Source organism: Bacillus cereus group sp. BfR-BA-01330 (genome assembly GCF_022663885.1).
Lineage (GTDB): Bacteria > Bacillota > Bacilli > Bacillales > Bacillaceae_G > Bacillus_A > Bacillus_A cereus.
The window spans coordinates 18,205-43,990 of record NZ_JAKUGK010000004.1 but is presented as its reverse complement, the minus strand read 5'-3'; the positions used below and the strand labels follow the sequence as shown (position 1 = coordinate 43,990).

The window sequence follows — 25,786 nt, the reverse complement described above, 5'->3', positions numbered from 1 at the left end:
TCGTATTACAGTACTTTTTTTAGAAATAAATACCAATTAGGAATAACTTATGTTAGAATTATTTCTTGTTTATTCTTGATTTTTAATATATTTTTCCTTGATCATTTTTATATATTGTTTTCTTTCAGTTAGTTCAAATATAAATAATGCTTTTTTTATGTCTGTTAAACCAACTTCATTAGAGTGCTGAACTTTTAATAAAATTGCACCTTTTTCAAAAAACAATTCACCTAATAAGTATAAAGTATTCATATTTATAGCTAATTTTATGCCTATTTCACTATACTTTATTGCTTCTTCATATTGATTTGCAAGGTGTAAACATTTTGTTAACGTATGAATGAGTCTTAATTTGATTTCTTTTTCTCTAGGGAATTCTATCTTATTAAAATTAATTAAACTTTGTTTTAATATATTTATGCTTTTCTCATAGTCTTCATTTTCTGCATGTATTATAGCAATTGAATTCATTATGCTTATTTCTTTTTCTGATAAAAAGTTACTACTACTTAAGGTTTGTTTTAGTGCTCTATTTAAAATGTCAAAAGCATTAATTGTTGCTCCATTTACATAATATATAGCAATCGCTTCATGCCATAATAGAAATTGTTTATCTTCTTTTGATTGGAAATTATTTTCGTTTTTCTCTTTTTTCACTATTTCGTAAAGCTCATTATATTCTTTTTGTTTCACACAATCTCTCATTACACATTTTACATTTTCAATATATTTTATTTTTTTGTTTTTCGTTAGCGCAAATATATAATTTGGATCAATACCAAGTCTTTCAGATAATTGATACAACAATATACTAGATGGATAAATAATACCTTTTTCTATCTTACTAATTTGGCTTTGTGAACATATGCCATGACATAATTCAGATTGTGACATATTTTTTTTCTTTCTAAGTTCTTTAATAATAATACCAAGATTGTAGAATTCCATCTTTCCCCCCTCAAATGTAACACTTTATGAGTATAAGAATATTTTCCAACTTTTAATGTAATGTAAAATTAGTATAGTTACAATTACTATTTATATGGATTTATAGTTTTTTGCAAACTTGAATCACAATACGAGAAATTATTACAATAAGATTCACTAATAATCAATGGGAGTTTTATTCATCATCACTGATTATTAGTCCACTCCAGGCAGGCTTTTTCAGGGAGTCCGATTTCTTTGCCACAGCTAAATTTTGAGGTGGGAATCTTACTGCCCGCAAATAGCGAAATTAAAAGAACTAAATATGATTTTTCACCTTTATTTCTTTTAATAGTTTCTTTTGATTTTTATATAAATAATTTCGAAGGAGCGTATTTTATGAAAAGAATGTTGACCGAAAGAGAGTTAGAAGTGGCTATTTATGTAGCAAAAGGATTTACAGATGTAGAAATTTCAAAAAAAATATATGTTACCCCTCGAAGAATTTCAACGATAATTAATCATATTAAAGAAAAATGGCATATTAATTCTAGAGTGGAATTAGGTATTTTAGTTTACCATTATGGTTTTATAGATGCACCCTTATTTTCAAATAAAAAAAATCATTTATTTGAAAAGGTTGCACAATAATTGGCCAAGTATAATGTGTTTCAGTTACAAATAAAAACAGAAAAGCCGCTGAACTTTTATTATTTAAGGTAATTCTGTATTTTGAAGGTGATGGGCATGTATGGATTGCTAAAAGAAAAAATATAGATTGTATTTAGATATTTTAGTAAGACTGATTGTACCAGAAACAGCAAGTATAGCTTTTAATGTAAAAAATCCATCCATTTTGATTAAGCTTTTTTCAAAAAGGGTGGATTTCTTCAGTTTATAGGAAAGGTATACTTAACTTATAAAGTGAAACTTTAATCATTCGAGCTACCCGTTAATGCAGGATAAAAAATACAATAAAATAGGTAAAAATGCCATCGCATCTTTACCTATCCTATGGATAAACAGGTTCTCATAAGAAATAGAAAACTTCTCTAAACACTATAAATATATTATTTTAAATTAATTGGTTGTTGTTGAGTAATACAATGGATCATACCACCATTTTTATAAAGCTCTCTTACATCAATTCCCACAACTTTACGATCAGGATAAAGTTTTTGAATCATCTCATTTGCTATTTTATCATTAGGATCATTATAGTTAGGAACTAAGATAACTTGATTCGCTATATAATAATTAATATATGAACCTTTATAATCAAGCTGCTTCCCATTTTCTAATGTAACATTATTCTTGCTTAGCGGCAGATATACATACTTGTACTTATTCCCCTCAGCATCTTTTGCCTGCAACAACTTGTTAATATCTTTTTCAGACGTTCCCCATTCAGCTAAATCTTTTTTGTTTAATGTTATAATAGTAGATTTATCGTGGAATTTTGCAAATCCATCAATATGAAAATCAGTAATATCTAAGTTAGGTACTCCATCTAACCAAATAAAATTTGTTACCCCAAGGTCACTAATATATTTTTCAATATCTTTTTCTGACAATTTTGCATTTCTATTTTTATTCGTCACAGCACTTCTAGTTAGTAAAGCAGTTCCATTACCATCTAATTCAAATGCGCCACCTTCAAGAACAAATTTATTCCAATCAATTCTTTCAATTCCTAACTGTTTACTAAGATTCTCACGAAGACGAGCATCTTTCTTATATGGTGTTTTCTTTCCCCATCCGTTAAATCCTGGGTCTAATATCTTTAGATTTTTGTTATTATCATAAACAAAAATTGGTCCAGTATCTCTCGCCCATACATCGTCAGTAGGTGCGATAAAGAAATCAATTTTCCCCATATTTACCCCGTGATCTATTAAAACCTCAGTAATTCTTTCTTTTTCTTCTTGATCATATGCAACAATATGAACTTTTTCGCCTTTACTTAAAGCATTTGTCATTTGAATCCAAATTGGCTCTACTTCTTGCTGATATTTTTGCCCATATGTAAATTCATGAGGCCATTGTAGCCATGTTCCTTCATGTTTGTTTTTTTCATCTGGCATTGTATACTTTCCTACTTGTTTTCGCACCTCTACTTTCTTCATATCTTTTCTTTGCGTTTTTTCAATTTCCTTCGCCTGAACTTTCTCAATCCCCTTCCCTAGAGCATAACCACTGAAAATAGATGTGGTTAGTATAGCACTCATACACAAATTCGTTATTTTTTTCATTTCTTAACCTCCTTTTCTGTCTTACTGTAAACCTTTACATAGTGTGAAGGTCAAGCTTTTCCGTTTGAATTATTTAAATATTTTAAATGTGAAGTGTAATTTGAATCGAACTTTATACAAAACAAGTAAGAATCAACTATTTCTACTATAATCATCATTTTTTCATAAAATCTTACACTCTTTTCTTTTGTTATCCTTTTTATACTATGTACTGTATTATTTTCGAAAATAATACAGTACATGAAATTTCATATTAAATACATATTCATTTATTTATTAATTTGTTTATTCAGTTTATATTTAACTATTCAAAAGCAGTTACAATTCTCTCTTTCATTTTCTGTATTACTTCAATGCTCAATACTTTTTGACCAGCAGGAAGTTTTAATATGGCAGCGGCACCTTTACTAAGGTATATTTCTTGATCATTATTTTGATTTACTACCAATATTCCTTGCCCTTCAAATTCGAAATAACTAATATCTTTTGTTTCATTTGTATTATTCTTTATTGCTGTATATAATCCGTATAAATCTTTACTTCTATTTTCTCCGCCCGTTCGAATCGGTTCAATATCATTCGCAACAATCATTCCTTCTGGCTGCTCACCCTTCATAATAAACCACAACTTTTCATTTGTTGGTAATAGTAAATGCTTAAATTCAGAGCTATTTAAAATTTGCTGTGCTGGAATTGTTTCATAGATTGGTAATGAAAATGGAGATGTTGTTATTTTTTCAAAGCTTAAATTTTCAGAAGAACTTCCCTTACTATATTGATAATCTTTTAATGCGATCGATTGTACCGATTCACTTTTATTTTTTGATGCATAACTAATTTTACTAGCGAAAATAATAACTGTCATTAAACACATGCACGGTATCACAAGCTTAAGTAGTTTTCCCATTTATGAACCCCCGCTTTTAATATTATTAGTTTGCATGGATATTATAAACAGTTTCACTCCACCAAAAATTATTATTGTTATGGAACGTACTGAAATTATGATTATAATGATCACCATACCAAGGGTCCATGTACGTTATATAATCTGTTCCATTTGTCCCTTTATAAAATCCATCAAGTACTAGAAAGTGTCCGATGTTAGCTCCATTTTGCCACATAATGAGTGCAATCATCGGCTGATTACTATTAATTTGACTTTTGAACCAATCATACGATTTTGCTCCAGAACTTATAGCTGAGCTAACACCATATCCCGATAATCCATATTGTATTTCACGTGAAGTTGCAGGATTATTATATGATCCACCCTTAACATACCTAACGTACTGATCTTGTGAAGGAGTTTTCCCAAAATAATTTAAAACTGAAACCGAAGTGCCTGCCCAACACCAATTTGATCTTTCTTGTAATATGTTAGGTACAGATAATTTACGATCTATTGATGTATTTGGAGGATTTCCATTAATATACGCTGACGTTACATATACTTTTTTTCCATCTTTAAAATAATAAAACCAACGATTATCTAAATTTCCTGTCCAGTAATCTTTAACCGCTTCACCATACTCCCATCCTTTAAAAGATACTTTTGTATTTCCGGGAATCACATCTACAATATTTGCATTCAAACTTTTTGCCTCTCTAACATTTACATTCAATGGAGCTGTTGTTCCTGTAAATTCAACTTCCTCTGCTATTATTTTCTGAACACCAATAAAACTAAATGTGAAGAACAATAAAAACATACAAACAATAAAATGCTTTCTTCCCTTCATTTCTCCACCCCTTCATCAGTACTAAAAAACATCAACAATTCATCCTTATTAATTGTTCAAGCTTAATATTACATACTAACGAAAAATGACTTCTCATAAAGTGAAACTTTGATCAGTAGTGGTTTTATTCACCCCCCACTGATTGTTAGTTAAACCAATCGGGCTGCCTGGCAAATAGCGGGATAAATTCCAATACAAAAAAGGATCCTATAAATTTTTATAGGATCCTTTTTATTTCGTCGTTATTACTTAGCTAATTCTTTTGTACCCTTCATTACATCAATGAAGAATCCCCAGTTATTCACTACAGAAGAGATACTGATATGTTCATCTGGAGTGTGGACGTTAAAAATGTCTGGTCCGAATGAAATTGCATCTAATTCAGGCATTTTTTGAACGAATGCGCTACACTCAATCCCCGCATGCACAGCGAAGATTTCAATTTCTTTATTGTATTTTTCTTGATGCACTTTTTCAAATAAATTACGAATTTGTGAGTTTGGATTGTATGGCCATTCTGGATACTCTGACTCTATTTCAAATGTAGCACCAACTAATTCAGCAATATATTTGATTTCTTCTGCAACATGTTGTTTTAAACTACTTACAGAACTTCGCACTTCGTTACGTAATTTAATTTCATCTTGCAACGTTTCAATAACGCCTAAATTTGTTGAGCTTTCTACAAGACCTTTAATATCCATGCTCATACTTTGAATGCCATTTGGAATTAAGAATAATGATGAAATAAGCTGCTTTTGTGTCTCTTTAGCAAATACTTTTTCAACTTTTTCATCCAACTTTGTCAGTGTAACATGAACATCTGGATCAACAGCACGCATTTCTTCTTGTAATACACGTGTCCATGATTCTAGTTTTTCTTCTACTTGTCCTACATCTTCTGTACGAATTAAAATTGTAGCTACACTTTCACGCGGAATTGCATTCGTTTTTAATCCGCCGTGAACTTCACTTATGTTAAACTCCGTATGTGCTGATAAATCACGTAATACTCGTCCTAATACTTTGTTCGCATTACCGCGTTGTTTATCAATTTCCATACCAGAATGTCCGCCTTTTAGACCACCAACATATAGACGGTATGCATCCATATTCGCTGGCGTTTCATCCCAAATTACGGGAATTGTTTCAACAGCTTTCGCACCACCTGCACTACTTACAAGTAATTTATGATCTTCTTCAGAATCAATATTTATAAATATCTTTCCTTCAAAATGATTTGGATCAATAGCAAAAGCCCCGCCCATTGTCGTTTCTTCTTCAGTAGTGATAACGACTTCAAGTGCTGGATGCGTAATTTCTTTTGAATCTAATAAAGCTAATGCATACGCAACTGCAATACCATTATCAGCACCTAAAGTTGTTTGATTTGCATATAACATATCCCCAATGATTCTTAATTCAATTGGATCTTTTTCAAAATCATGTACTGTTGCTTGATTTTTTTCGCAAACCATATCCATATGACCTTGAATAATAATAGCTGGTACATTTTCATAACCAGCTGTTGCTTCTTTTTTAATAATGACATTTAATGCTTCATCTTGAATGACTTCTAAGTTACGCTCTTTTGCAAAGCCCACTAAATAATCACTAATTTCCTTTTCATTACCTGATCCTCTAGGAATCTTTGAAATTTCTGCAAAATGATAAAATACAGGGTGCTTTGTTAATTGTTCTAAAGTAGAATACATTTTTCAAGCTCCTTTCAAAATGAAAAAATAGTATGTAAGTCTTTTATCATTATACCATGATTCATTATTTTACCTTTCTTTTAACTTTTATTGTTCATTTTATGTAAAACACTCTTACAACATTGTAAGAGCATTGTAATCTATATCGATTTTTCTCATTTAATAATAGCCGTATACTTTTTAAAGAAACACATTAAAGGAGATAAAGAAAATGAAAAAGTTTTTAGCAATTATTACACTATGTTTATTATTTTCTAGTTTTACTATTGGCTGTGAGAGAGCGTCACTAAATAGAATTGGTAAAGATGTATATTACATGCAGATAAAAGGCGAAGGAACTATCGAAAAGGTAGATGGTAGAAACTTACGAAACTATACGCTTCCCGCATATGATGAAGATGGCGTCAAAAAACAAATTACATTTAGAAGTACAAAAAAAGAAAACAATCATAAATTAAATGCAGACGCGTTTTTACGCCTTTATGTAGATCAAGATGATAATAATAAAAATGAAATATCATCAATTGAAGTAAAGTCCTATGAAGAGATTCAGAAAGCAGATTTGCCTGAAAAAATAAGAGAAAAGTTTACTATTAAATAAAAAAAAAGAAAATGCTCTATGCATTTTCTTTTGTTCTTTTCACCTGTATATATTTTGAACTACTATTATTCATCAGTTTCTCTAACCGATTTATATTCTCCGTTAATGCACCTTTCACAAGAGAGAAATCTGTATTTGATTCTTCTTTTTTTTCTTTAAAAAACGAAGACTTTTGCACATTGACTTCAGCCATCTCTTCTCCCCCTTTTCAAAAAGATACAACCTTTTATTTATATTATATAGCAAATGTAGAAAGAGTGTACACTTATGATTTTCTTTTTAATTCTTCTTCTAATTCTTCTACTTGCTGCAACGTATCCCCTTTTATTAAAGAGAAATCTGTTGTATCTTCGTTATCTTCTTTAAAAAAATCATTGTCATAATCTTTTACCACTACAATCACCTCTACATGCTAGTGTAGGAATGATTGTCCAATTTTATTCAACTTTGTCGGATTTTGTTTTTAATTTATGTATAGAAGAAAAGGACAGAAAAAGATTCTGTCCTTATTTACTAAAATAACTATGATGTATTGTTAAATTATATACATTTTCAAAATCCCGATCTTGCAGGTTATTTTTCTTTCCATCAATAACAATGAAAACGTCACTTACTATTTTTGCTGGTATAATCCCGACATTTTCTACTTGCACCGCTTTCTGCTCATTCAATTGCTCGATATGTTCTAACGGAACGATAATACTAAATTGCGAGCGAATACCACGAAAGTTTGTATTTAACTCTTTCGCGGCTTCAAAAACAACAATTTTCGCGCCAATCTTTTCCCCATATGAATCTAAAAATGCATTTAAGCTCTTTGTATATTCCTCTTCCGTATGCCATTCCATCGTACCGAATACTGATGGATTAACATTTTGAATAATTGTCGTGTATATTTCTCCTCTCGCTTTAGATGCAATTAATGATCGTTTTATCGATTGAACTGTCTTGCCAATATCACTAAATTTCGCACCCCATATTTCTGAAATATTAGGTGTTAAAATGAACGCAATATCAACAAAAATAACCATCGCAGTAAACATTAAAAGATTTTTCCAGAGGGTTAAATCGATTCCTTTTATCATGAAATACACAGTGACAGATATGATAAACAAACCATACCAAGTCTTTCTAATACGTTGCTTTTTCTCCTCGTACAACTCCTCATTTTTCCAAAAAAAGAAAACAAGGACTACAAAGACAATCGCTAAAACAAATAAGCCAATTCGAATGTTAGAGATCATTAATCACATCACCCTCCATTCAAAAACTACTCACGATATCATTACATGCGCAAGTTGCTCTCTTTATGACAAAAGACGTGGACAAGCTTCTAAAATTAGCTACATCGCATATATATTAGAAGGTACCACGTCTTTTATCCTGCTATTTGTGGGCAGTAAGACCCCCACTGATTAAAGTTTTACTTTGCCATGAGTCTATATTGTATATGTAGACAAGCATTCATTTCAAATTTTCGTATTAAAAAGAAATATGTTTCGGAATTTCCCCTTCAGGTACTTCTCCATCCATACTTAAATAATAATGACGAATCGGACGTAAGTTTTCGTCTAATTCATAAACAAGCGGAATGCTAGTGGGAATATTTAATGAAACTACACCATCACTTGAAAGGTTGTCTAAATATTTTACTAGCGAGCGAATTGTGTTACCGTGTGATGAAATAATTACTTTATTACCACTTTTTAATGTCGGCGCAATTTCTGAATGCCAATAAGTAAGTACTCTCTTCTCCGTATCCTCTAAACATTCAGTTAATGGAAATTCACCTTTTTTGAGTGTTTTATATCTTGGATCATTCGCTTCATATCGAGGATCGTCTTCAGTAAGAGCCGGTGGTCTTACATCAACACTTCTTCTCCAAATATGAACTTGCTCCTCACCATATTTTTGTGCAGTTTCATCTTTATTCAGCCCTTGCAATGCACCATAATGTCTTTCATTTAGCTTCCAAGATTTATGTATTGGGACCCAAGTAAGATCCATCTCATGAAGTACAATCCATAACGTCCGAATTGCGCGCTTTAATACAGATGTATAAGCCACATCAAAAGTATATCCGTTTTTCTTTAATATTGCTCCTGCTTCTCTCGCTTCACTTAATCCATTCTCTGATAGATCAACATCTGTCCATCCAGTAAAGCGATTTTCAAGATTCCATAAGCTTTGTCCGTGACGAATAAGTACAAGTTTTATCATTATAATTCCCCTTTCGGAAATGTGAATTTTATTGTTCCATTGCGTACACGTATAAAGTATCTAGTAATGTATCTTTTTATCCATTCACTCTATGACCAAATCATAGTTGCCAAATGTATGGATAAAATTTGTTCTTTTTCAAACGATAAAAACAGAAGTTTTTTCATTATTTTTGATCGACTGGTAGTTCACGTTTCGTTATCCAAGCATCAAAACCTGATCGGCTATTTGCCATTTCATTCATAACTTGGTGCCAATTGTCCTCACATGATTCACCAAATTTTGAAAAAATAGCACCCATTTGTTGTCTTTGTACATCACTCAGTTTTTTCTCTAAATCTGTACCTTTTTCTGTTAAAGACAACTGTTTCACACGTCGATCATGCATAGCTTCATTACTCTCAATTAAGCCCTTTTCCACAAGTTGACGTAGCGGTCCGTGGAGAGCTTGTTTACTTATTTCTAATAGTGATAATAACTCATTTACACTTATCCCTGGAAAACGTGCGATAAAAAATAAAATTCGATGATGTACTCGTTGAATGCCATATTCTTTTATAATTTCATCTGGCTTTTCAGTAAATGTTTTATATGCAAAATAAAATAATGCTAATGCCTCATTCATCTGTTCTTCTTTATGTTGTGTCATCTACTTTCCCCCTGTATGTAAATTATACCACAATCTAGTAATGAATATTTTAATCAACGCATTAGAACTTATTTAGTCTATTGAAACATTCATTGCATAATTAGGAGATGATTCATTTGAAAAAACAATATACTGTAAGTACATATTTATTGGATAGACTACATGAATTAGGAATTGAACATATATTTGGGGTTCCTGGTGATTATAATCTTGCCTTTTTAGATGATGTGGTAGCACATGAAAATTTAAAGTGGATTGGCAATTGTAACGAATTAAATGCTGCATATGCAGCAGATGGGTACGCTCGCATAAAAGGAATCGCTGCTCTTATTACTACTTTCGGAGTTGGAGAATTAAGCGCTATTAACGGTATTGCTGGCTCATATGCGGAAAACGTGCCAGTTATAAAAATCACGGGTACGCCACCAACAAAAGTAATGGAAAATGGAGCAATCGTCCATCATACGTTAGGAGATGGAAAGTTCGATCACTTTTCCAATATGTATCGAGAAATCACTGTGGCACAAACAAATGTAAAACCTGAGCATGCTGCTGAGGAAATTGACCGTGTTTTACGCGCATGTTGGAATGAAAAACGCCCGGTTCATATTAATTTGCCGATTGATGTATATAATAAACCAATTAATAAACCTACAGAACCAATTTTATATAAACCGATTTTAAGTAATAAAGAAGCGTTGGATAAAATGCTACTACATGCCACTTCAATAATAAATAACGCCAAAAAACCTGTAATTTTAGCTGATTTTGAAGTAGATCGATTTCACGCTAAAGAAAATTTACATCAATTTGTAGAAAAAACTGGGTTTCCCATCGCGACGTTAAGTATGGGAAAAGGAATATTCCCAGAAAAACACCCTCAATTTATAGGGATTTATACTGGTGATGTAAGTTCTCCGTACTTGAGAAAAAGAATTGATGAATCTGATTGTATTATTAGTATTGGTGTGAAGTTAACTGATACTATTACAGGCGGCTTCACACAAGGTTTTACAAAAGAACAAGTTATAGAAATCCATCCCTACACTGTGAAAATTATAGATAAAAAATACGGTCCAGTTGTAATGCAGGATGTTTTACAACATTTAAGTGATTCAATTGCGCATCGTAATAAAGATACTCTTGAAATTAAGCCATTTATTTCAGCACCATCACCTTTTACTGAAGAGTTCAATCCAAAAGCACAAATGGTCACACAAAAACGTTTTTGGCAGCAAATGTACCATTTCTTACAAGAAAACGACACCTTAATTGTAGAACAAGGAACACCTTTCTTTGGTAGTGCTGCTATCCCTCTACCTAAAAACACTGCATATGTAGGACAACCGTTATGGGGATCTATCGGATATACATTGCCCGCTCTACTTGGTACACAGCTCGCCAATTTAGCACGGCGCAACATTTTAATTATTGGTGATGGTTCTTTCCAAGTAACTGCCCAAGAGTTATCAACTATACTACGTCAAAATTTAAAACCGATTATATTTTTAATCAATAACAACGGATACACTGTTGAACGTGCCATTCACGGCCAAAATCAACCTTATAATGATATACAAATGTGGGATTACAATAAACTATCAATGGTATTTGGGTCAGAAGAAAAAAGTCTAACATTTAAAGTAGAAAATGAAGCAGAATTAGCAGAAGTCTTAACAAATATAACTTTTTATAAGAATCAACTTATCTTTATTGAAGTTATAATGAGCCAAAGCGGTCAACCTGAATTGTTAGCTAAACTCGGGAAAAGATTCGGTCAGCAAAATTCTTAATATAAAAGCATAACCTAATTATACAATTGGTAGTGTAAAACTTGTTTTGAGAATAGTTTCGACACTCAAAATACATAAGGAAAAGGATGGAAAGCACCATCCTTTTCTATTTTAAGAGCATTCTTCGACTAACGCCCCGTATGACAAGCAAAAATTCTTAATCCATCTTTAACTTTATAGCTTTTGTCGCAATAAATGTTTTAATATGCTTATCTAATATCCTTGTCCCACCAAAATCATCCTCATAAAAACCTGTTATAGCAAAACCAGCTTCAATTTGGCCTTGAATTTGGTCTTCTAAAGTATGCGCATATTCTATTGTTTGATTTGAATCGATGTAATCTTGAACTTCATCCTCTGGTAAATAATCCAATGTTGATGAAGGAATTGAATGTTTAACATCAAGAATACCTTTTTGTTCTTGGTTATCATCAAAGATCCATAGTAACGGATTTGTAAATCCAGCAATAAGAATACCTTTATTCTTTAAAACCCTAGAAACTTCATTCCATACAAGATGAACATCTTTTACAAACAAATTAGAAACAGGATTTATAACAATATCAAAATATTCATCCTCAAAATCACCAAGGTCTGACATATCTCCTTGTACGGTTTTTAAAGTCAAACCATCCCGTTTTGCTACCTTTTCATCTTGTTCCAATTGCTTCTTAGATATATCAGTAACTGTTACATCTGCTCCAGCAGCAGCTAGAACTGGTGCTTGTTGTCCGCCACCTGATGCTAAGCAAAGTATCTTTAATCCATCTAATGACTTTGGAAACCACTCTCTAGGAACTGATTTTTCCGTAGTGACTGTAATCTCCCATTCACCTGATTTGCTTTTCTCAATAACCTCGCTACTTACAGGCTTCGTGTATCTAGAACCTTCTTCAACCTTCTTATCCCATGCATTACTGTTTTGTTGTGTAATATCCATTGCGATTAGTCCTCCTAACGATCTAGTTAGATTTTAAGTGTAAACTTATTAACTATTTATGCTTTCCTTTTTCTATTAACCCGCCTGATAGTTCATACATAGTTGTCTATATTTACATTAACAGATAAACACTAATAATTACTAAAAATTCTAAAAAGACACAAAAAAAGCATTCCAAATCTGTTGACAGTTGGAACGCTTTTTTATGTTATTTCATTTTTCAAGCTTTTAACTAAATCCATTAAACAAATAAGCTATGCTTTTTCTTTTTTATTCAGCAAGAGTTAACTGCCAAGATACACCATACTTATCATTTAACCAGCCAAACTTTTTACTAAACGGATAAGAACCTAAAGGCATGAGAATTGCTCCATCCTGCGCTAGTTTATGAAAGACCGTTTCAATTTCTTCTTCTGTCTCACAAGTTACATAAAGAGACATAGCTGGAGTGAATGTAAAATTATGATTTACATAACTATCAATACACATAAACTCTTGGCCATTTAGCGTAAAAGTTGCATGAATTACAGTTCCCTCTTTACCAGGTCCATTTTCATCGTAGCGAGAAATACTTACAATTTCCGATTGATCAAATAGCGACGTATAAAAATTCATTGCTTCTTCAGCTTTGCCTTCAAACATTAAAAACGTAGTAATTTTTTGATTTGTGTTACTCATATGGAGACAGCCCCTTGTTATATATTTATGTAAAACATAAGTCGGCTAAAAAACCGAACGTACATTCCTATAAGTGTATTGTCTATAAAAACGATGAGTTTGTCAATTATCTACTTTCTTATTTCTTCTTAAATAATGCTGTCCAAAGAAATGATTCTCCAAACATTTCTTTCGGTTGTTTTATTTGTTTCATCCTTCTAATCTCAATTACCTCAAATTCTTTAAATATCTCTCTTAACTTTTCTTCCGAGTATGCAAGACCACCTTGTAGACTCCATTCTCTATATACGTCCCAATCTGTTATTTCTGATCCATTTCGCTCATCTAAATCGCCTGCGGCAAAACATGTTAATCCGAAATAACCACCCGATTTTAATGAGTTTTTAATTAAATCCACATAATTTATTCTTCTATGCGGTGGAATGTGATGCAAACAACCCGAATCGTATACAAAATCAAATTCGTTTTGAACCTCTAAATTAAAAATCGAATCACAAATAAAATGAATTTCTACCTCTTTTGCCAATGCCCTTTCTTTAGCCCAATTAATGCCTTCTACAGATAAATCCACTGCTGTTACATCAAATCCTTGAGTCGCTAAATAAATGGCATTTCTACCTGGACCACATCCAAGTTCTAATACCTTCCCTTTTGAAACTCTCTCTTTTTGTATATACGAAACTAGATTCTCATCTGGAACATTTTCAAAAAACGGAACATCCTTTTCTCTATTCTCATAAAACTCATTCCAAAATGGTTCTGCAGGTCTTAATAATGAATCAAGCATTTTTAAAATGTCTTCTTGTGTGTGTAACGTTTCAGTTTTCATTAATACCCCTCCATAAATTAATAGTCAGAAAATTATTATATATCTTTTCGAACTTTCAAACAAAGAAAAAACTCCTATATTCAATAGGAGTTTTTGTCTTTAAAATCCGAGTACAGCTAACCATTTTAACAATTTCTCTTCTCGCGCTTTTAAATCATCATTCCTAAACTTGCCTAGTTGTATTTCACTAACAACTTCTCCGTCCTCCATAAAAAGAACTCTTTCTGTTTTCTCTGCTACCTATACAACATGAGTCACTTAAGAAGGTTACTTTGCTGAAAAATAAAGCCGATTTCGTTAAGGGATATTTTTGCTAACGCCTCTTCTTTCATACATGTTATTTCATACAATCATACTTTTCTAATAAAATAACGCTTTTGTTCACTTTTTTGATACATTTACGAAACATTCATGTGTTACCTTCATTAAGTTCTTTTCTTTTTATAATGTCGTGTGAGATATACCAACAGAGGAAGCCCTAGATCCCCTAATCCTAGGGCTTTTTTATAAGAATTTTATACATTTTATTATTTCCACTAACTCTTTAAATTGTATATACATAATATAAAATTTTCATGTTGTTATATTTTTTGATGGCCTCTTATCTTTCCTTAAAAGGCTTTTTTTCAAATAACGCTTTTATTTAATTTATATTTAAAAAGTTCCTTTTCATAAAGACTTCCCTTATATGCTATACTCATTATTAAATAATTGTATAAGGAATGTTAAAAATGGATGATAGATCGTCAAGACAATGGAAATTGCGACAAAAGTTAAGAGCACTGAAAACCAAAAACAACAATGACACAAACCCTTTGTTTAGTGAATGCCTTGAATCCCTAGGAAACGAAACTCTCATTTTCTCCCAAGAAAAAAGCCAGCAGATTGCTATTATTTTAATGAATTCATTTCCTATAACTGTCTCGGGAAGAATAGATTGGGAACAGATAGATAACCAATTCATAGCTTCGAACAAAGAACAACTAATTTCCCTTATTAGAGCAAACCAACTAGATTTTGACGAACAGATTTTTATAATATGGGATAACTATGAAATCCCTGTAGTAAGTACAAATCTTGATAAAGTATTCCAATCATTAGTTGACGTTGATGCAGTCAGTTTTTATTACTGGATATTAGACAAAGAATTGATTAGGATTGGGTTTCGCTAATACTCTAAGCATATGAAGCTAGTTCCCTTCATTTCTTAATATTTTCTTCGTCACCACCGCTATTATTATCATTATGAAACTTATAGCTAATATAGGTAAATAAATTTTCGTACTGAATCCTTCAAACATAAAACCATATACGACTTGCCCAATTGGTGCCATACATTGAGATACCGCTGTTATAATTGCCATTACTTTTCCTAGATTTTCATTTGGTGTTTTCTTTTGGACTACAGTAATCACATAGATGGATACAATTGTCATAATCATTGCGATTAGAAGAGAAGAAAGTATAAAGAGGATAAATGGTGGATAGTATCCTAAATTAAGAGTAAACGGTGTAACTGATAGTGCCACTGGTATAACTAATAAAGCTATGATAAGCATCCAATTATATAATGTTTTCATCTGTAACTTTTTAGCAAAGAAACCGATTGACAATGCCCCTAATATGGTTGCAAAATCAATTAATCCCATTCCAATTCCATACATCGTATCGCTACTCTGCATAGTTACTCGTAATATAATAGGTCCTCCAACAACAAATAACGGTGTCAAAATTAAGTTTAGTAAAGCTGCAAGTAACATAGCCTTCAAAATAAAAGGTTGCTTTAAAACATAAAGAAAACCTTCTTTCATATCTTTTATAATTGTCGGTATGATATGGCTTTCTTGCGCTCTTTTTATAAAAGGTATTGTAATAAACATTTCTAAAATTGCAGATAAAAAGAAAGCAAGACAACTTATTATGACGAGCATTTTCAAACCAATTATGCCATATAATATTCCTCCTAGTACAGGTGCAACTATATTAGATAATGCTTGCACACCATTTATGATACCGTTTGCTTGTTCTAACTTTTTCTCTGGAACTAATTGCGGAATACTTGCCATAACAACTGGTGCGTACATTGCACTAACGACTGCTAGTAAAAACATAATTGTTCCAATCAATAAAATAGATACCGATTCAGTTAATAACAAAACTATAAAGCTTAATACAATAGCAGCGTTTATAAAATCCAAAATGACCATTACATTACGGCGGTTGAAACGATCTGCTATCGCTCCGCCAAGAGGAGCTAACAAAAACGGGATACTCGTTATGGCATATAACCCTGCAAATATATCGGCACGTCCTGTTATATCTAGCACATATAAAGACAGTGCAAAACGTAATAGTGTTGAACCTAAAATAGTAATAATTTGACCACTTACCATTAAGTGAAAATCTTTCAAGGAAGATTGAATACTTGCTGGCATCCTCATCACATCCTTCATTTAGTCTAGACCGACTGCCGGTCTATAACACCCAAACAGAAAAAAGCTATTTCTGTTTCATTAAAACCTCGATCATATAATCAAAGGACCCTTCTTTCGCTCCAACAGATACTTCCATCATTTTAATATAAGCCTTAGCTCTTCTCATCATTTCTTCCGGTTTCCACTGAAATAAACCATCATCAAATATGACTTGTGCTGAAGAGAGTAATAATTCAATTGTTTCTTGTGGGTATGGAGTATAAAATATGCCTTCTTCTATTCCTTGCTCTAAAACTTCCGTTAATACAGGAGATAAATGTATAATGGATTGCACTAAACTTTTCTGATGCATTTCTGCATTATTTGGTTGATGGAATTGTTCAATCATTTTTTCTTTGACATCTCCTGATTTTGGTGATTGTTCCATTAAAATTTTAAATAACTTATCTAAAACGTGGATATCGGGATTGGAGACAATCCTTTTCGCCTTAGTGACATCCTCTTTAATAATCCTCATAATGATTTCATCCATTACTTCCTCCTTCGACTTAAAATAATGATAAAACGTCCCCTTTGCTATACCAATTTCTTTTAAAATATCATTCACGGTTGTTTTCGTATAACCTTTCGTAAGAAACAAACGCTCAGCTGTTTCTAAAATTTCCTTTCTACGCTCCTCATACTCCTTTACAATTCGCATTCAAGTTCTCCTTCCTACCAGACCGACTGTCGGTCTATTAAAATTATATGTTTAGTTTGCAAAAAGTTTCCTATTATCGTACATATACAACACCATACTTTCTATTTCCTTTATAAATTTTTATTTTTTAACGTCCGCTCAATTTGTTTAAAACGTATCTCATGTTTCTTATCGTCACCTTTCATTTTAGGAAAAGAACGATGCCTCCGTTCGATCTATGTACTTATCAATGGAGTATTTTGTTGAGTTCCAATATGTAATATTGCATATTTCGTACTTTTATATTTTTATATATAATAATTTATTTATAAAAATATAAATTATTAATAAGGGTGATTTATATGAGCAAGTTCCGAAAGAAGATGATTAAATATTTGCAAACATTTTGGGGATACTTAGCATTTGGTGTATTAATGTTTGCTATCTTCTTAATTACGGATTTAACATATGTATCTTTAAATACATTAGGCTGGAGAGACTGGCTAGGTTCTGTAGCAGGCGCAACCATTTTATCTGTTGGGATGTTTACTTTAAATAAATTGAATTTAAAATAAATATTCGGTCAATACTGAATGTGGGCTGTATGCCAACATTCATTTAAAGTAGTCTTCTCTGTATCTCCTTGTATTGAGCAGTTAGCTTTTGCTAGCTGCTCTTTTATTTTGTTCCGGTTCTTGCCTCTTAAAGAACTCTTTATCTACTTTTCCCCAATAAGTACACATATCTATTCCCCTTTGCTACAAAATGAAATTTTTATTTTGTTTTACGCGTCGCTTCTTCAATCAGCCAAGATACAATATTAAAATCATTAGCTTCACCCTTTAAAGATGTTCCGTTCCAAAAGCATTCTTTCATCACTTCAAGTAATTTTTCAACAGCTTCAATTCATCTCATATTCATTTTCCCTTTCTCCCAAATAACTATTTTGTTTTATTAATTAACTGATTAATAAAACAAACACCTTTATTAAACATTCCATGTTTCTTCACCCCTTGAATATTTTTCAAATAAAAATACATACTACTTTCAAGCTGCCGTGTCCATGGCTAATACCTCTTTCTTTTGATGTATATTTTTTAAGAAATCGAAAATAATACCAACAAGCTGTTTGAACTAGCAGCTTCACTCTTCTCGCAATGGGGATGCAAATTATCACAATTAGCTAACTCATTGAACTCACTGGCAGACAACCAAAATCGTTGTCTGCTTTTTGTATGAGATTTTTCGTTTTACATATACTACTTTTGAACCTGCAGACCAATACGAGCCATTTTGGTACTTGGGATTTCCCTTCCGGGGATAAGTATTTTTTACTTATCCCTTTTTTGTATAGACACGTATATTTAGGGTAAAACTAATTACAAGCAAATTTTCTGTTTATGCGTAGTTCTAAACAAGATTACTTTTTCTCCTATTAAAGGACGGCAGGTACGACTGCTAGTCCTTTTTTCTTATTTCGCATATTATCACTACATTACCTTCATCGTCGTCGTAAGCAATTTCCCCATAAGGATGGCAGTGGTGCTTCTCGAGTTCCTCATCGATAAAAACTAACAAATTAGTTTTCCAGTTTCCAACGATCGTACACCAATACGAGTTTAATCCTTCATAAACTTCTCTTGTTCTATTTCGATAATTGCGGAATGTATAATGAAAATACTCGCTCGCTTCAATACCTTTTCTTTTAACCAAAGTGTTCTGCTGAATGACAGTAATACCCTTTCTCTACTGGTTTTGAACTATAAAATTCCCTTTATAAATTTCAAATACGGTGAATGAAATTTTTTCTTGCCATCATCCTTGTTGTATACAAACAAAAAAAGAGCCACAATATTTCGGGACTCTTTTACAATTATAACTATTTAACGACCACGTCTTTGCTGACCTTGCTTTGTACTACCTTTTTTATTACTTGGCTTATTAAATGATCGGTTATTTTCATTTCTCGAACTATTTCTTGAATCACTTCTCGAGCTATTTCTCGAATCACGTCTTGATTCACTTCTTGAACCTTCGCGGCTATCTCTTTGACGATTTTGACCTGATTTCTTCGGAGCCGGCTTTGGTACCGGTTTTCCATTTTCATCTACACGTTTTATCTTCGGTTGTTCGATTATTTCTCTTTGTATTGGTGCACCAAGCGTTTTTTCAATTTCTTCTAAATGTTTTTCATCTTTCGCTGCAACGAACGTAATTGCAAGACCTGATCCACCTGCACGTCCTGTTCGGCCAATGCGATGAATGTAACTTTCTACATCTTCAGGGATATCATAGTTAAATACGTGCGTTACACCATCTACATCAAGTCCACGAGCTGCTACATCCGTTGCGATTAAGTACTGAATTTTAGCTTCGCGGAAACTCTTCATAACTCTTTCACGTTTCGCTTGAGGTATATCACCATGAAGTTCAGCACAATTATAACCTAGTCCTTTTAAATTATCATAAAGCTTACTTGCTCTAACCTTTGTACGACAGAAAATAACAGCTAAAAATGGCTGATCACGATCCATAACAAAACGAAGTGCATCTGGCTTTGCACGGTCTGTCGTCTCAATGACACGCTGCTCAATTGTATCAACCGTTACTTCTTCACTTTGTACTTGAATCATTTGCGGTTCATCCATATAACGCTTCGCCAATTTTTTAATATCTTTTGGCATCGTTGCTGAGAATAACATCGTTTGTTTACTACCTGGTGTCTCATCTAAAATATCTTCAATATCATATAAGAAACCAAAATAAAGCATTTGATCCGCTTCATCTAGTACAATCGTTGAAAGATTACTTAAATCAATTGTTTCACGTCGTATATGATCTAATAATCGTCCTGGTGTTGCAACAACAATATGTGTATTACCTTTTAATTTTCTCAATTGTTGTGCTACATCTTGCCCACCATAAATCGCTAGTACATTAATATCTTCTCTTTGAACAAGCATTTTTTTAATTTCAGTTGTAATTTGCAGAGCTAGTTCCCTTGTTGGTGCAACAATTAAGGCCTGAACATCACTAGATTCTGGATCGATTTTTTCTAAAATCGGTAACACGAATGCTAACGTTTTACCCGTTCCTGTTTTCGCCTGCCCAATAATATCTTTACCTGACAGAATAACTGGAATTGCCTTCTCTTGAATTGGTGTTGCTTCTGTAATTCCATTTTCACGTAATGTATGATTAAAAGTTTCACTAATTCCTAATTCTAAAAAGTTTTTCAAATAGACCACTTCTTTTCCTTATTTTTCACATTAGCTTTCATTGTACCATTTGTTTCGCCAAATATGAAAAATAAAAAAATTCTTATCTTCTTTTTTTATATTCATCCTGTACTAGATGAACAAATTCTTTTTGCTTTTTCTCAGATTTTATTAATGCTTCCATGTTAGTAGAAGACAAAATATACTTTTTAATTTTTCTATTACTCCAAATTAAACTTGTATACTTCGGATCTTCATTTAGATTTCGAAACCACTCTAATTCACTTAATTTTGCGATATGGTGTTTCAATTTCATGTCATTTCGAGGATAAAATAAAATGATATCTGCTATTACATCAAATAACGAACCCATTTTCTCCCCCCTATACCCTTGCTCAAATTATATATATTCTTCTTTACATATATATTTCAATTTTACCGAAATATAATGTTACTGATTTGGTTGAAATCGCAAAATATATGAACTAAAAAACCGATCTTTTCGATTTAGGAAAGACCGGTTTTCATTAATTTATACAGTAAGCTTTCCTCCATGATAGCAATAATACTGTGCTGCTTTAAAACTTTTAAAACTTTTAATCCTATTTAAAGACTGTTTCGCTTTTTCTATATCCAAACAAAAATTCGGATTAGCTATTACTAACTCACGATTCTCTTGAACAGCCGCATCTCCCGTAATTACACAGTCTAAATTCGGAAAATATAATGAAATATGCCCCGAAGTATGTCCTGGCGTCGCTACTATTTGACATTCATTATTCAAAATCATTTGACCATCATGCACTTTTTCATCGACGGAAATATGTTTTATATTTTTTAACTGTTGTATAAACCATTTACCAAATTCTTTTTCTTCATTTGGCATACGTTCTAACATTTCTTCAGCTTGAACTAACCTCTCTGATTTTATATCACCACTAATATAGTTAGATTCAATTTCACTAGCAATAACATTAATATTTGGGTATTTCACTTTAAAATCATATACAGCCCCTATATGATCGTCATCATAATGGGGAATAATTATATTCTTTAAGTTTTTCATCTCATATCCATGTTTTAATATTGCATTTTCAATTAAAGGTAAAAAACTTGGATATCCTGTATCGACTAACGTTAATTCATTATGTAATATAATTAAACTTGGATAAATACATTGTTTTTGCCCGTTAAATTCGAATTCAATTGGTAGTTCTATTATTTTCATTTTTCTTCCCCCATACCGCTTATAAAATGCATAATAATAACTAAATGATCCACATACATCTTACAATATATATACTATGTAACGGAACAATGTGAATCATTGTATAATCCACATTATATTATTTTGAACAGGTATTCCCCTATTTTTATGGAAATATATAATTAAGAAAAACAATAAAATTGATTAATCTCTCACTTCTTTGTCCATCCTTTTAAAAAATCTATGTTTTTGTAAAAGGAGTGTTTATATGGAGAAACAGACACTTTGGAAAAAGTTCAAAAAAAGCTCTGTAAACCTCGGTAAATCCAGCGTATATGAAAGTATTATTTTATTCTACACAATGAAAAAGAAAGAATTACCTACTAAAGCAAAATTCATAATATTAGCCGCTTTATCTTATTACGTATTAGCAATCGATTTCATTCCAGATATAGCTGCTATTATTGGGATCGGCTTATTAGATGATGTTTTAGCAATCGCTGTAGCGCATAAATACGTGATGAGACACGCAGATGCTGAAATTCGAGAAAAGAGCAAAATAAAGATGGAGTCATTATTTACTTCAGCACAAGCATAATGAAACTATCTAGTCATTTACCATGAGAGCATTGCAGAATAAATTCCTAAACAGTAAAAGAATTTCTCTTAGTCCTCAAACCGTAAACAAATAGGGAATCAGCACTTGTTCCTAAGTTCTGACTCCCTTTTATTTATTCTTATATCTATCTGTTATACAGTTTCATGCGTTCCCTTATATAAAACTGCTATTGCCGCTACTATAAGAATCATACCCATAAAAGCAGGTGCGGCATGACCAAGTGATACATAGATTTGTCCTCCAAGAATAGGACCAATCATTCTTGCTAAAGCTTGAATAGATTGGCTTCCACCTTGAATCCTTCCTTGTTCACTAGAACTGACAGACTTTGAAAGCATCCCGTTGAATGAAGGTCCGAAAATTGAATCCCCAAAACCATACATCAGCATCCCAGCGATAAGTAGTGGATAGAGTGAAAACAAAGCTGATGCCGCAATAAAACTGTATCCTATAATCTCCGAAACCATCCCAAGAATTGCTATTTGTTTATCACTAAGCTTGATCAAAAGCTTTGGCATGATAAAACTTTGTGAAACAATGTCTTGAAAGCCCAAAATTGAAAACATAAGTCCGATTAATGCAGGTTTCCAACTGAAAGTATCCATTGTAAATTGCGTGAAAATTGCTTGTAAAGATCCGTTAGGTATCCAAAGTAAAAACGCTGAGACAAGTAACCACTTTAAATTTTTCATGGAAAGTATGTTTGCTAGCTGTACAAAAGGATTTAACCTTACAAAAGTAATCTCTTTCAACCTATTATTTTTTTCAAGGCTCTCAGGCATATATTTGATCCCATATACAACATTTATTAACGTTATGATTGCACCAAAATATATAGGTACAGTATCACCAAACTTGGCAAGTATCCCCCCAATGGTTGGGCCAATGATAGTTCCCGCACCTACAACTGCACTCACCCATCCAAAATATTTCGTTCTCTGTTCTTTTGGAATGATGTCTGCAAAATATGCGAAGATAGTACTTATGCTCCCGCCTGTTATTCCTTCTATTATGCGTCCAGCAAATAGTACCCATAAAGCTCCTCCTATTCCAAAAACTAAGTACCCAATTGCAGAACCAAATAAGCATATTAAAAGTAGTGGACGACGGCCATACTTATCGCTTAAAGCTCCGAGTACTGGTGCAGCTAAAAACATGCAGGCCGCATATACGGAAGTTAGTAGTGTAACAACCAATGCTTGTTCTTCCGGATTACTTGTATATGGCTGTACTAAGAATGGGACTACAGGCATGATGATACTGAAACCTATACCACAAAGAAATACAGAAATAAGTCCGAATAGTAAAGCATGTTTATCTATGTTTTTTTCAGTTTTCCTTTCATTTTGTGATCTAAATATAGACATTTAACTTCTCTCCTAAAAAATGTTGCTTTGTCAACAAAATAATAACTCTTTTTTGTTGATTAGTCAACAAAAATAAAATAATAAAAAAGCAGCCTATTCTCATTAGAGTAAGGCTGCCCGTAAAAGCCCGATTGGTGAGGGCTGATAATCAGTGGAGATGAAGACCCCCCACTGATTAAAGTTTCACTTTATTATTAAAATATATTACGATTTAATATGTATACCTTGTTTCTTTATTTCTGCATCCAAATGTCTACTATACTTTTCCACAAAGCTAATTATACTGTTGAATTCTTCTTCAGTTACTTGTTCAAATACAGCTTTATCTCGCTCTTGAAACTCTTTGTGCAGATTTTCATGGATTTTATAAATTTCTTTCCCTTGTTCGGTAAGCCTAAAATAAATTTCTTTCTTATTTTCTGACTTTTGGTAGCTTTCAACAAGGCCTTTTTGTATGAGCTTCTTAGTCATTCTACTTATAGCACCGCGAGTCACATAAAAAGCCTCTGCGAGTTGTGTCACGTTAGAATCTGCATTGTTTTCAATATATTCAATGCAGTGGACTTCAGAAGACTTAAAACCTTTAAGACCCTCTTCCATCTTATCTTTATTAAGCCAAACCAGCTTATTATATAATTCCCTGAAACCGTTCATGACCTGTTCTTCTTTATTCATGCCCTGCCCTCCTCACCGCTCATTAGCACATTAAAACTATTATATTAAATTTCTGCTTACGTTTCGACAATATTGAAATAATTATTATAACATTAAAGATATGTGTAAAAATAGGCGCTTAAATAAAATAATTTTTAAACAGCAAATTTTGCAAGTTTATTTCTACTTACAGTAAACGGTAGACAAAAAGTAAGAGCTAAGATCATTTCTCTTAGCTCTTCTTTCATAAAACTATTTCACTTCATTAGCGACAAAAAAGTGCTCACATACACTTGATATGCGCTGTAAGTCCACGTTCCCACCAGATATAACAGCCACTACTTTTTTCCCTTTTATATAACTATCAACTTTTCCTGCAAGAAGTGCAGCAGTTGCTAATGCACCTGCACCTTCTACAACAGCTTTCCCACGTTGTAATAAATCTTTCATCGCTACTTCCAGCTCTTTTTCTGATACAGTTACAATATCATCTACTAATTCTTTTACAATTTCAAATGTTAATTCACCTGGTATTTTAACTGCGCAACCATCTGCAATAGTAGGCGCCTCATAGTGTTCTACGATTGCTCCTTTATCGTAAGATGCCTTCATTCCATGAACATTATCTGCTTGGACACCAATTATATTAATGGATGGATTAAAAGATTTCAATGCTACAGAAATACCAGAAATAATTCCGCCTCCACCTATTGGTACAATGACAGTATCTACATCCCACATATCATCAAGAATGTCTAATCCAATTGTACCTTGACCAGCCATTACCTCTACATCATCATATGGATGTAAGTATGTTTCACCTGTTTCCCTTATAATTTCTTCACATTTTACCTTTGCATCATCAAAGGTTTCACCATGTAAAATCACTTCAGATCCATATCCTTTTGTTGCTTCAACTTTTGCCTGAGGTGCAGAAATTGGCATAACAATTTTACTCTTAATACCGAGTAAATGAGCAGATAATGCAACTCCTTGTGCATGATTACCTGCTGAACATGCAATTACACCTCTTTCTTTTTCTTGATCCGTGAGCCGCGACATTTTATTAAATGCGCCACGAAATTTAAAAGAACCCGTTAATTGCATATTTTCTAATTTCAAATGAATTTCTCCACCCGTTTTACTAGTTAAGTAAAAAGATTTTACTAATGGCGTTTTACGAGCATTTCTATCTAGAATTTTGTGAGCTTTTTTAATATCGTCTATATGTAATGGTAGTTTTCTAGTTATCATACTGACA

The 25,786-nt window shown here is 32.4% G+C and carries 27 protein-coding genes and 1 pseudogene; 6 read left to right on the top strand and 22 right to left on the bottom strand.

The window, feature by feature from the left end; all coding sequences use genetic code 11:
- Positions 1 to 69: 69 nt before the first annotated feature.
- Positions 70 to 948 carry a helix-turn-helix domain-containing protein gene (locus tag MR112_RS12345; RefSeq protein WP_086404179.1) on the bottom strand — a complete coding sequence of 293 codons (879 nt, stop codon included), beginning with the start codon at positions 946 to 948 and terminating at the stop codon, positions 70 to 72.
- Positions 949 to 1,326: 378 nt separating this feature from the next.
- Between MR112_RS12345 and MR112_RS12340 the strand changes: the two genes are divergently transcribed.
- Positions 1,327 to 1,578 (top strand): response regulator transcription factor, encoded by a 252-nt coding sequence (locus MR112_RS12340; protein ID WP_029442321.1) that lies wholly within the window; start codon positions 1,327 to 1,329, stop codon positions 1,576 to 1,578.
- 419 nt (positions 1,579 to 1,997) lie between these two features.
- On the opposite strand, the gene MR112_RS12335 is transcribed toward MR112_RS12340, so the two are convergent.
- The 4 genes from MR112_RS12335 to pepD form a co-directional block, all read right to left on the bottom strand.
- Positions 1,998 to 3,179, bottom strand: coding sequence for an agmatine deiminase family protein (locus tag MR112_RS12335; protein ID WP_048656313.1), 1,182 nt, complete (start codon positions 3,177 to 3,179; stop codon positions 1,998 to 2,000).
- Positions 3,180 to 3,483: 304 nt separating this feature from the next.
- Positions 3,484 to 4,086: a hypothetical protein gene (locus MR112_RS12330; protein ID WP_086404180.1), complete on the bottom strand. Its 603-nt coding sequence runs from the start codon at positions 4,084 to 4,086 to the stop codon at positions 3,484 to 3,486.
- Between the two features lie 25 nt (positions 4,087 to 4,111).
- A complete protein-coding gene (locus tag MR112_RS12325) occupies positions 4,112 to 4,921 on the bottom strand; it encodes a papain-like cysteine protease family protein (protein ID WP_086404181.1) in 810 nt (269 codons plus the stop codon).
- A gap of 245 nt (positions 4,922 to 5,166) precedes the next feature.
- Positions 5,167 to 6,636: a beta-Ala-His dipeptidase gene (gene pepD / locus MR112_RS12320; RefSeq protein ID WP_000287547.1), complete on the bottom strand. Its 1,470-nt coding sequence runs from the start codon at positions 6,634 to 6,636 to the stop codon at positions 5,167 to 5,169.
- A 211-nt stretch (positions 6,637 to 6,847) separates the two neighbouring features.
- On the opposite strand from pepD, the gene MR112_RS12315 reads away from it, so the two are divergent.
- Positions 6,848 to 7,237 carry a YxeA family protein gene (locus MR112_RS12315; protein ID WP_000713869.1) on the top strand — a complete coding sequence of 130 codons (390 nt, stop codon included), beginning with the start codon at positions 6,848 to 6,850 and terminating at the stop codon, positions 7,235 to 7,237.
- A gap of 16 nt (positions 7,238 to 7,253) precedes the next feature.
- On the opposite strand, the gene spoIISB is transcribed toward MR112_RS12315, so the two are convergent.
- The 5 genes from spoIISB to MR112_RS12290 all read right to left on the bottom strand — a co-directional run bounded on the left by spoIISB (position 7,254) and on the right by MR112_RS12290 (position 10,106).
- The gene (gene spoIISB / locus MR112_RS12310) at positions 7,254 to 7,430 is read right to left on the bottom strand and encodes a stage II sporulation protein SB (RefSeq protein WP_000852629.1); all 177 of its coding nucleotides are present in this window, start codon (positions 7,428 to 7,430) and stop codon (positions 7,254 to 7,256) included.
- Between the two features lie 72 nt (positions 7,431 to 7,502).
- The gene (locus MR112_RS12305; RefSeq protein ID WP_000237818.1) at positions 7,503 to 7,631 is read right to left on the bottom strand and encodes a hypothetical protein; all 129 of its coding nucleotides are present in this window, start codon (positions 7,629 to 7,631) and stop codon (positions 7,503 to 7,505) included.
- A gap of 112 nt (positions 7,632 to 7,743) precedes the next feature.
- Positions 7,744 to 8,481: a type II toxin-antitoxin system SpoIISA family toxin gene (locus tag MR112_RS12300; protein ID WP_053564491.1), complete on the bottom strand. Its 738-nt coding sequence runs from the start codon at positions 8,479 to 8,481 to the stop codon at positions 7,744 to 7,746.
- A gap of 238 nt (positions 8,482 to 8,719) precedes the next feature.
- The gene (gpmA, locus tag MR112_RS12295; protein WP_053564492.1) at positions 8,720 to 9,457 is read right to left on the bottom strand and encodes a 2,3-diphosphoglycerate-dependent phosphoglycerate mutase; all 738 of its coding nucleotides are present in this window, start codon (positions 9,455 to 9,457) and stop codon (positions 8,720 to 8,722) included.
- A gap of 166 nt (positions 9,458 to 9,623) precedes the next feature.
- Positions 9,624 to 10,106, bottom strand: a complete 483-nt coding sequence (locus MR112_RS12290; protein ID WP_000191889.1) for a MarR family winged helix-turn-helix transcriptional regulator — start codon at positions 10,104 to 10,106, stop codon at positions 9,624 to 9,626.
- Positions 10,107 to 10,213: 107 nt separating this feature from the next.
- Between MR112_RS12290 and MR112_RS12285 the strand changes: the two genes are divergently transcribed.
- The gene (locus MR112_RS12285; protein WP_242245001.1) at positions 10,214 to 11,899 is read left to right on the top strand and encodes an alpha-keto acid decarboxylase family protein; all 1,686 of its coding nucleotides are present in this window, start codon (positions 10,214 to 10,216) and stop codon (positions 11,897 to 11,899) included.
- Positions 11,900 to 12,056: 157 nt separating this feature from the next.
- Here the strand turns inward: MR112_RS12285 and MR112_RS12280 are convergent, their stop codons facing one another.
- The 4 genes and pseudogenes from MR112_RS12280 to MR112_RS28895 all read right to left on the bottom strand — a co-directional run.
- Positions 12,057 to 12,839 carry a class I SAM-dependent methyltransferase gene (locus MR112_RS12280; protein ID WP_086404183.1) on the bottom strand — a complete coding sequence of 261 codons (783 nt, stop codon included), beginning with the start codon at positions 12,837 to 12,839 and terminating at the stop codon, positions 12,057 to 12,059.
- Between the two features lie 270 nt (positions 12,840 to 13,109).
- Entirely contained in the window at positions 13,110 to 13,517 is a 408-nt protein-coding gene (locus tag MR112_RS12275; protein ID WP_000072495.1) for a VOC family protein, read from the bottom strand.
- Between the two features lie 118 nt (positions 13,518 to 13,635).
- Positions 13,636 to 14,346, bottom strand: coding sequence for a class I SAM-dependent methyltransferase (locus tag MR112_RS12270; RefSeq protein ID WP_086404184.1), 711 nt, complete (start codon positions 14,344 to 14,346; stop codon positions 13,636 to 13,638).
- Positions 14,347 to 14,445: 99 nt separating this feature from the next.
- Positions 14,446 to 14,586: pseudogene (locus MR112_RS28895) on the bottom strand (ABC transporter ATP-binding protein); the annotation flags it as partial.
- 491 nt (positions 14,587 to 15,077) lie between these two features.
- On the opposite strand from MR112_RS28895, the gene MR112_RS12260 reads away from it, so the two are divergent.
- On the top strand, positions 15,078 to 15,518 hold the full coding sequence (locus tag MR112_RS12260) for a CDI toxin immunity protein (RefSeq protein WP_140158291.1): 441 nt from the start codon (positions 15,078 to 15,080) through the stop codon (positions 15,516 to 15,518).
- An 18-nt stretch (positions 15,519 to 15,536) separates the two neighbouring features.
- Here the strand turns inward: MR112_RS12260 and MR112_RS12255 are convergent, their stop codons facing one another.
- Both MR112_RS12255 and MR112_RS12250 read right to left on the bottom strand, forming a co-directional pair.
- Complete coding sequence (locus tag MR112_RS12255) at positions 15,537 to 16,781, bottom strand: MFS transporter (protein WP_017658000.1); 1,245 nt, start codon at positions 16,779 to 16,781, stop codon at positions 15,537 to 15,539.
- Between the two features lie 64 nt (positions 16,782 to 16,845).
- Positions 16,846 to 17,481, bottom strand: coding sequence for a TetR/AcrR family transcriptional regulator (locus MR112_RS12250; protein WP_001223578.1), 636 nt, complete (start codon positions 17,479 to 17,481; stop codon positions 16,846 to 16,848).
- 341 nt (positions 17,482 to 17,822) lie between these two features.
- Here MR112_RS12250 and MR112_RS12245 point away from each other — a divergent pair, with 341 nt between their 5' ends.
- Positions 17,823 to 18,035, top strand: a complete 213-nt coding sequence (locus tag MR112_RS12245) for a hypothetical protein (protein WP_102956694.1) — start codon at positions 17,823 to 17,825, stop codon at positions 18,033 to 18,035.
- Positions 18,036 to 19,343: 1,308 nt separating this feature from the next.
- Here the strand turns inward: MR112_RS12245 and MR112_RS12240 are convergent.
- The 3 genes from MR112_RS12240 to MR112_RS12230 form a co-directional block, all read right to left on the bottom strand.
- Positions 19,344 to 20,708 carry a DEAD/DEAH box helicase gene (locus MR112_RS12240; protein WP_025688173.1) on the bottom strand — a complete coding sequence of 455 codons (1,365 nt, stop codon included), beginning with the start codon at positions 20,706 to 20,708 and terminating at the stop codon, positions 19,344 to 19,346.
- Between the two features lie 73 nt (positions 20,709 to 20,781).
- Positions 20,782 to 21,051, bottom strand: a complete 270-nt coding sequence (locus tag MR112_RS12235) for a hypothetical protein (protein ID WP_000535038.1) — start codon at positions 21,049 to 21,051, stop codon at positions 20,782 to 20,784.
- 159 nt (positions 21,052 to 21,210) lie between these two features.
- Positions 21,211 to 21,906, bottom strand: coding sequence for an MBL fold metallo-hydrolase (locus MR112_RS12230; protein WP_242244999.1), 696 nt, complete (start codon positions 21,904 to 21,906; stop codon positions 21,211 to 21,213).
- A gap of 247 nt (positions 21,907 to 22,153) precedes the next feature.
- Between MR112_RS12230 and MR112_RS12225 the strand changes: the two genes are divergently transcribed.
- A complete protein-coding gene (locus MR112_RS12225) occupies positions 22,154 to 22,483 on the top strand; it encodes a YkvA family protein (RefSeq protein WP_000415082.1) in 330 nt (109 codons plus the stop codon).
- Between the two features lie 152 nt (positions 22,484 to 22,635).
- Here the strand turns inward: MR112_RS12225 and MR112_RS12220 are convergent, their stop codons facing one another.
- The 3 genes from MR112_RS12220 to tdcB form a co-directional block, all read right to left on the bottom strand.
- Positions 22,636 to 23,871 (bottom strand): MFS transporter, encoded by a 1,236-nt coding sequence (locus tag MR112_RS12220; RefSeq protein ID WP_242244997.1) that lies wholly within the window; start codon positions 23,869 to 23,871, stop codon positions 22,636 to 22,638.
- Between the two features lie 204 nt (positions 23,872 to 24,075).
- On the bottom strand, positions 24,076 to 24,546 hold the full coding sequence (locus MR112_RS12215) for a MarR family transcriptional regulator (protein WP_001030904.1): 471 nt from the start codon (positions 24,544 to 24,546) through the stop codon (positions 24,076 to 24,078).
- A gap of 231 nt (positions 24,547 to 24,777) precedes the next feature.
- Positions 24,778 to 25,779, bottom strand: coding sequence for a bifunctional threonine ammonia-lyase/L-serine ammonia-lyase TdcB (gene tdcB / locus MR112_RS12210; protein ID WP_000632959.1), 1,002 nt, complete (start codon positions 25,777 to 25,779; stop codon positions 24,778 to 24,780).
- Positions 25,780 to 25,786: the final 7 nt, after the last annotated feature.

Excerpts from the sequence above, each read along its gene's own strand:
- MR112_RS12345 (WP_086404179.1), bottom strand. The coding sequence starts at position 948 with ATGGAATTCTACAATCTTGGTATTATTATTAAAGAACTTAGAAAGAAA.
- MR112_RS12340 (WP_029442321.1), top strand. The coding sequence starts at position 1,327 with ATGAAAAGAATGTTGACCGAAAGAGAGTTAGAAGTGGCTATTTATGTA.
- MR112_RS12335 (WP_048656313.1), bottom strand. The coding sequence starts at position 3,179 with ATGAAAAAAATAACGAATTTGTGTATGAGTGCTATACTAACCACATCT.
- MR112_RS12330 (WP_086404180.1), bottom strand. The coding sequence starts at position 4,086 with ATGGGAAAACTACTTAAGCTTGTGATACCGTGCATGTGTTTAATGACA.
- MR112_RS12325 (WP_086404181.1), bottom strand. The coding sequence starts at position 4,921 with ATGAAGGGAAGAAAGCATTTTATTGTTTGTATGTTTTTATTGTTCTTC.
- pepD (WP_000287547.1), bottom strand. The coding sequence starts at position 6,636 with ATGTATTCTACTTTAGAACAATTAACAAAGCACCCTGTATTTTATCAT.
- MR112_RS12315 (WP_000713869.1), top strand. The coding sequence starts at position 6,848 with ATGAAAAAGTTTTTAGCAATTATTACACTATGTTTATTATTTTCTAGT.
- spoIISB (WP_000852629.1), bottom strand. The coding sequence starts at position 7,430 with ATGGCTGAAGTCAATGTGCAAAAGTCTTCGTTTTTTAAAGAAAAAAAA.
- MR112_RS12300 (WP_053564491.1), bottom strand. The coding sequence starts at position 8,481 with ATGATCTCTAACATTCGAATTGGCTTATTTGTTTTAGCGATTGTCTTT.
- gpmA (WP_053564492.1), bottom strand. The coding sequence starts at position 9,457 with ATGATAAAACTTGTACTTATTCGTCACGGACAAAGCTTATGGAATCTT.
- MR112_RS12290 (WP_000191889.1), bottom strand. The coding sequence starts at position 10,106 with ATGACACAACATAAAGAAGAACAGATGAATGAGGCATTAGCATTATTT.
- MR112_RS12285 (WP_242245001.1), top strand. The coding sequence starts at position 10,214 with ATGATTCATTTGAAAAAACAATATACTGTAAGTACATATTTATTGGAT.
- MR112_RS12280 (WP_086404183.1), bottom strand. The coding sequence starts at position 12,839 with ATGGATATTACACAACAAAACAGTAATGCATGGGATAAGAAGGTTGAA.
- MR112_RS12275 (WP_000072495.1), bottom strand. The coding sequence starts at position 13,517 with ATGAGTAACACAAATCAAAAAATTACTACGTTTTTAATGTTTGAAGGC.
- MR112_RS12270 (WP_086404184.1), bottom strand. The coding sequence starts at position 14,346 with ATGAAAACTGAAACGTTACACACACAAGAAGACATTTTAAAAATGCTT.
- MR112_RS12260 (WP_140158291.1), top strand. The coding sequence starts at position 15,078 with ATGGATGATAGATCGTCAAGACAATGGAAATTGCGACAAAAGTTAAGA.
- MR112_RS12255 (WP_017658000.1), bottom strand. The coding sequence starts at position 16,781 with ATGCCAGCAAGTATTCAATCTTCCTTGAAAGATTTTCACTTAATGGTA.
- MR112_RS12250 (WP_001223578.1), bottom strand. The coding sequence starts at position 17,481 with ATGCGAATTGTAAAGGAGTATGAGGAGCGTAGAAAGGAAATTTTAGAA.
- MR112_RS12245 (WP_102956694.1), top strand. The coding sequence starts at position 17,823 with ATGAGCAAGTTCCGAAAGAAGATGATTAAATATTTGCAAACATTTTGG.
- MR112_RS12235 (WP_000535038.1), bottom strand. The coding sequence starts at position 21,051 with ATGGGTTCGTTATTTGATGTAATAGCAGATATCATTTTATTTTATCCT.
- MR112_RS12230 (WP_242244999.1), bottom strand. The coding sequence starts at position 21,906 with ATGAAAATAATAGAACTACCAATTGAATTCGAATTTAACGGGCAAAAA.
- MR112_RS12225 (WP_000415082.1), top strand. The coding sequence starts at position 22,154 with ATGGAGAAACAGACACTTTGGAAAAAGTTCAAAAAAAGCTCTGTAAAC.
- MR112_RS12220 (WP_242244997.1), bottom strand. The coding sequence starts at position 23,871 with ATGTCTATATTTAGATCACAAAATGAAAGGAAAACTGAAAAAAACATA.
- MR112_RS12215 (WP_001030904.1), bottom strand. The coding sequence starts at position 24,546 with ATGAATAAAGAAGAACAGGTCATGAACGGTTTCAGGGAATTATATAAT.
- tdcB (WP_000632959.1), bottom strand. The coding sequence starts at position 25,779 with ATGATAACTAGAAAACTACCATTACATATAGACGATATTAAAAAAGCT.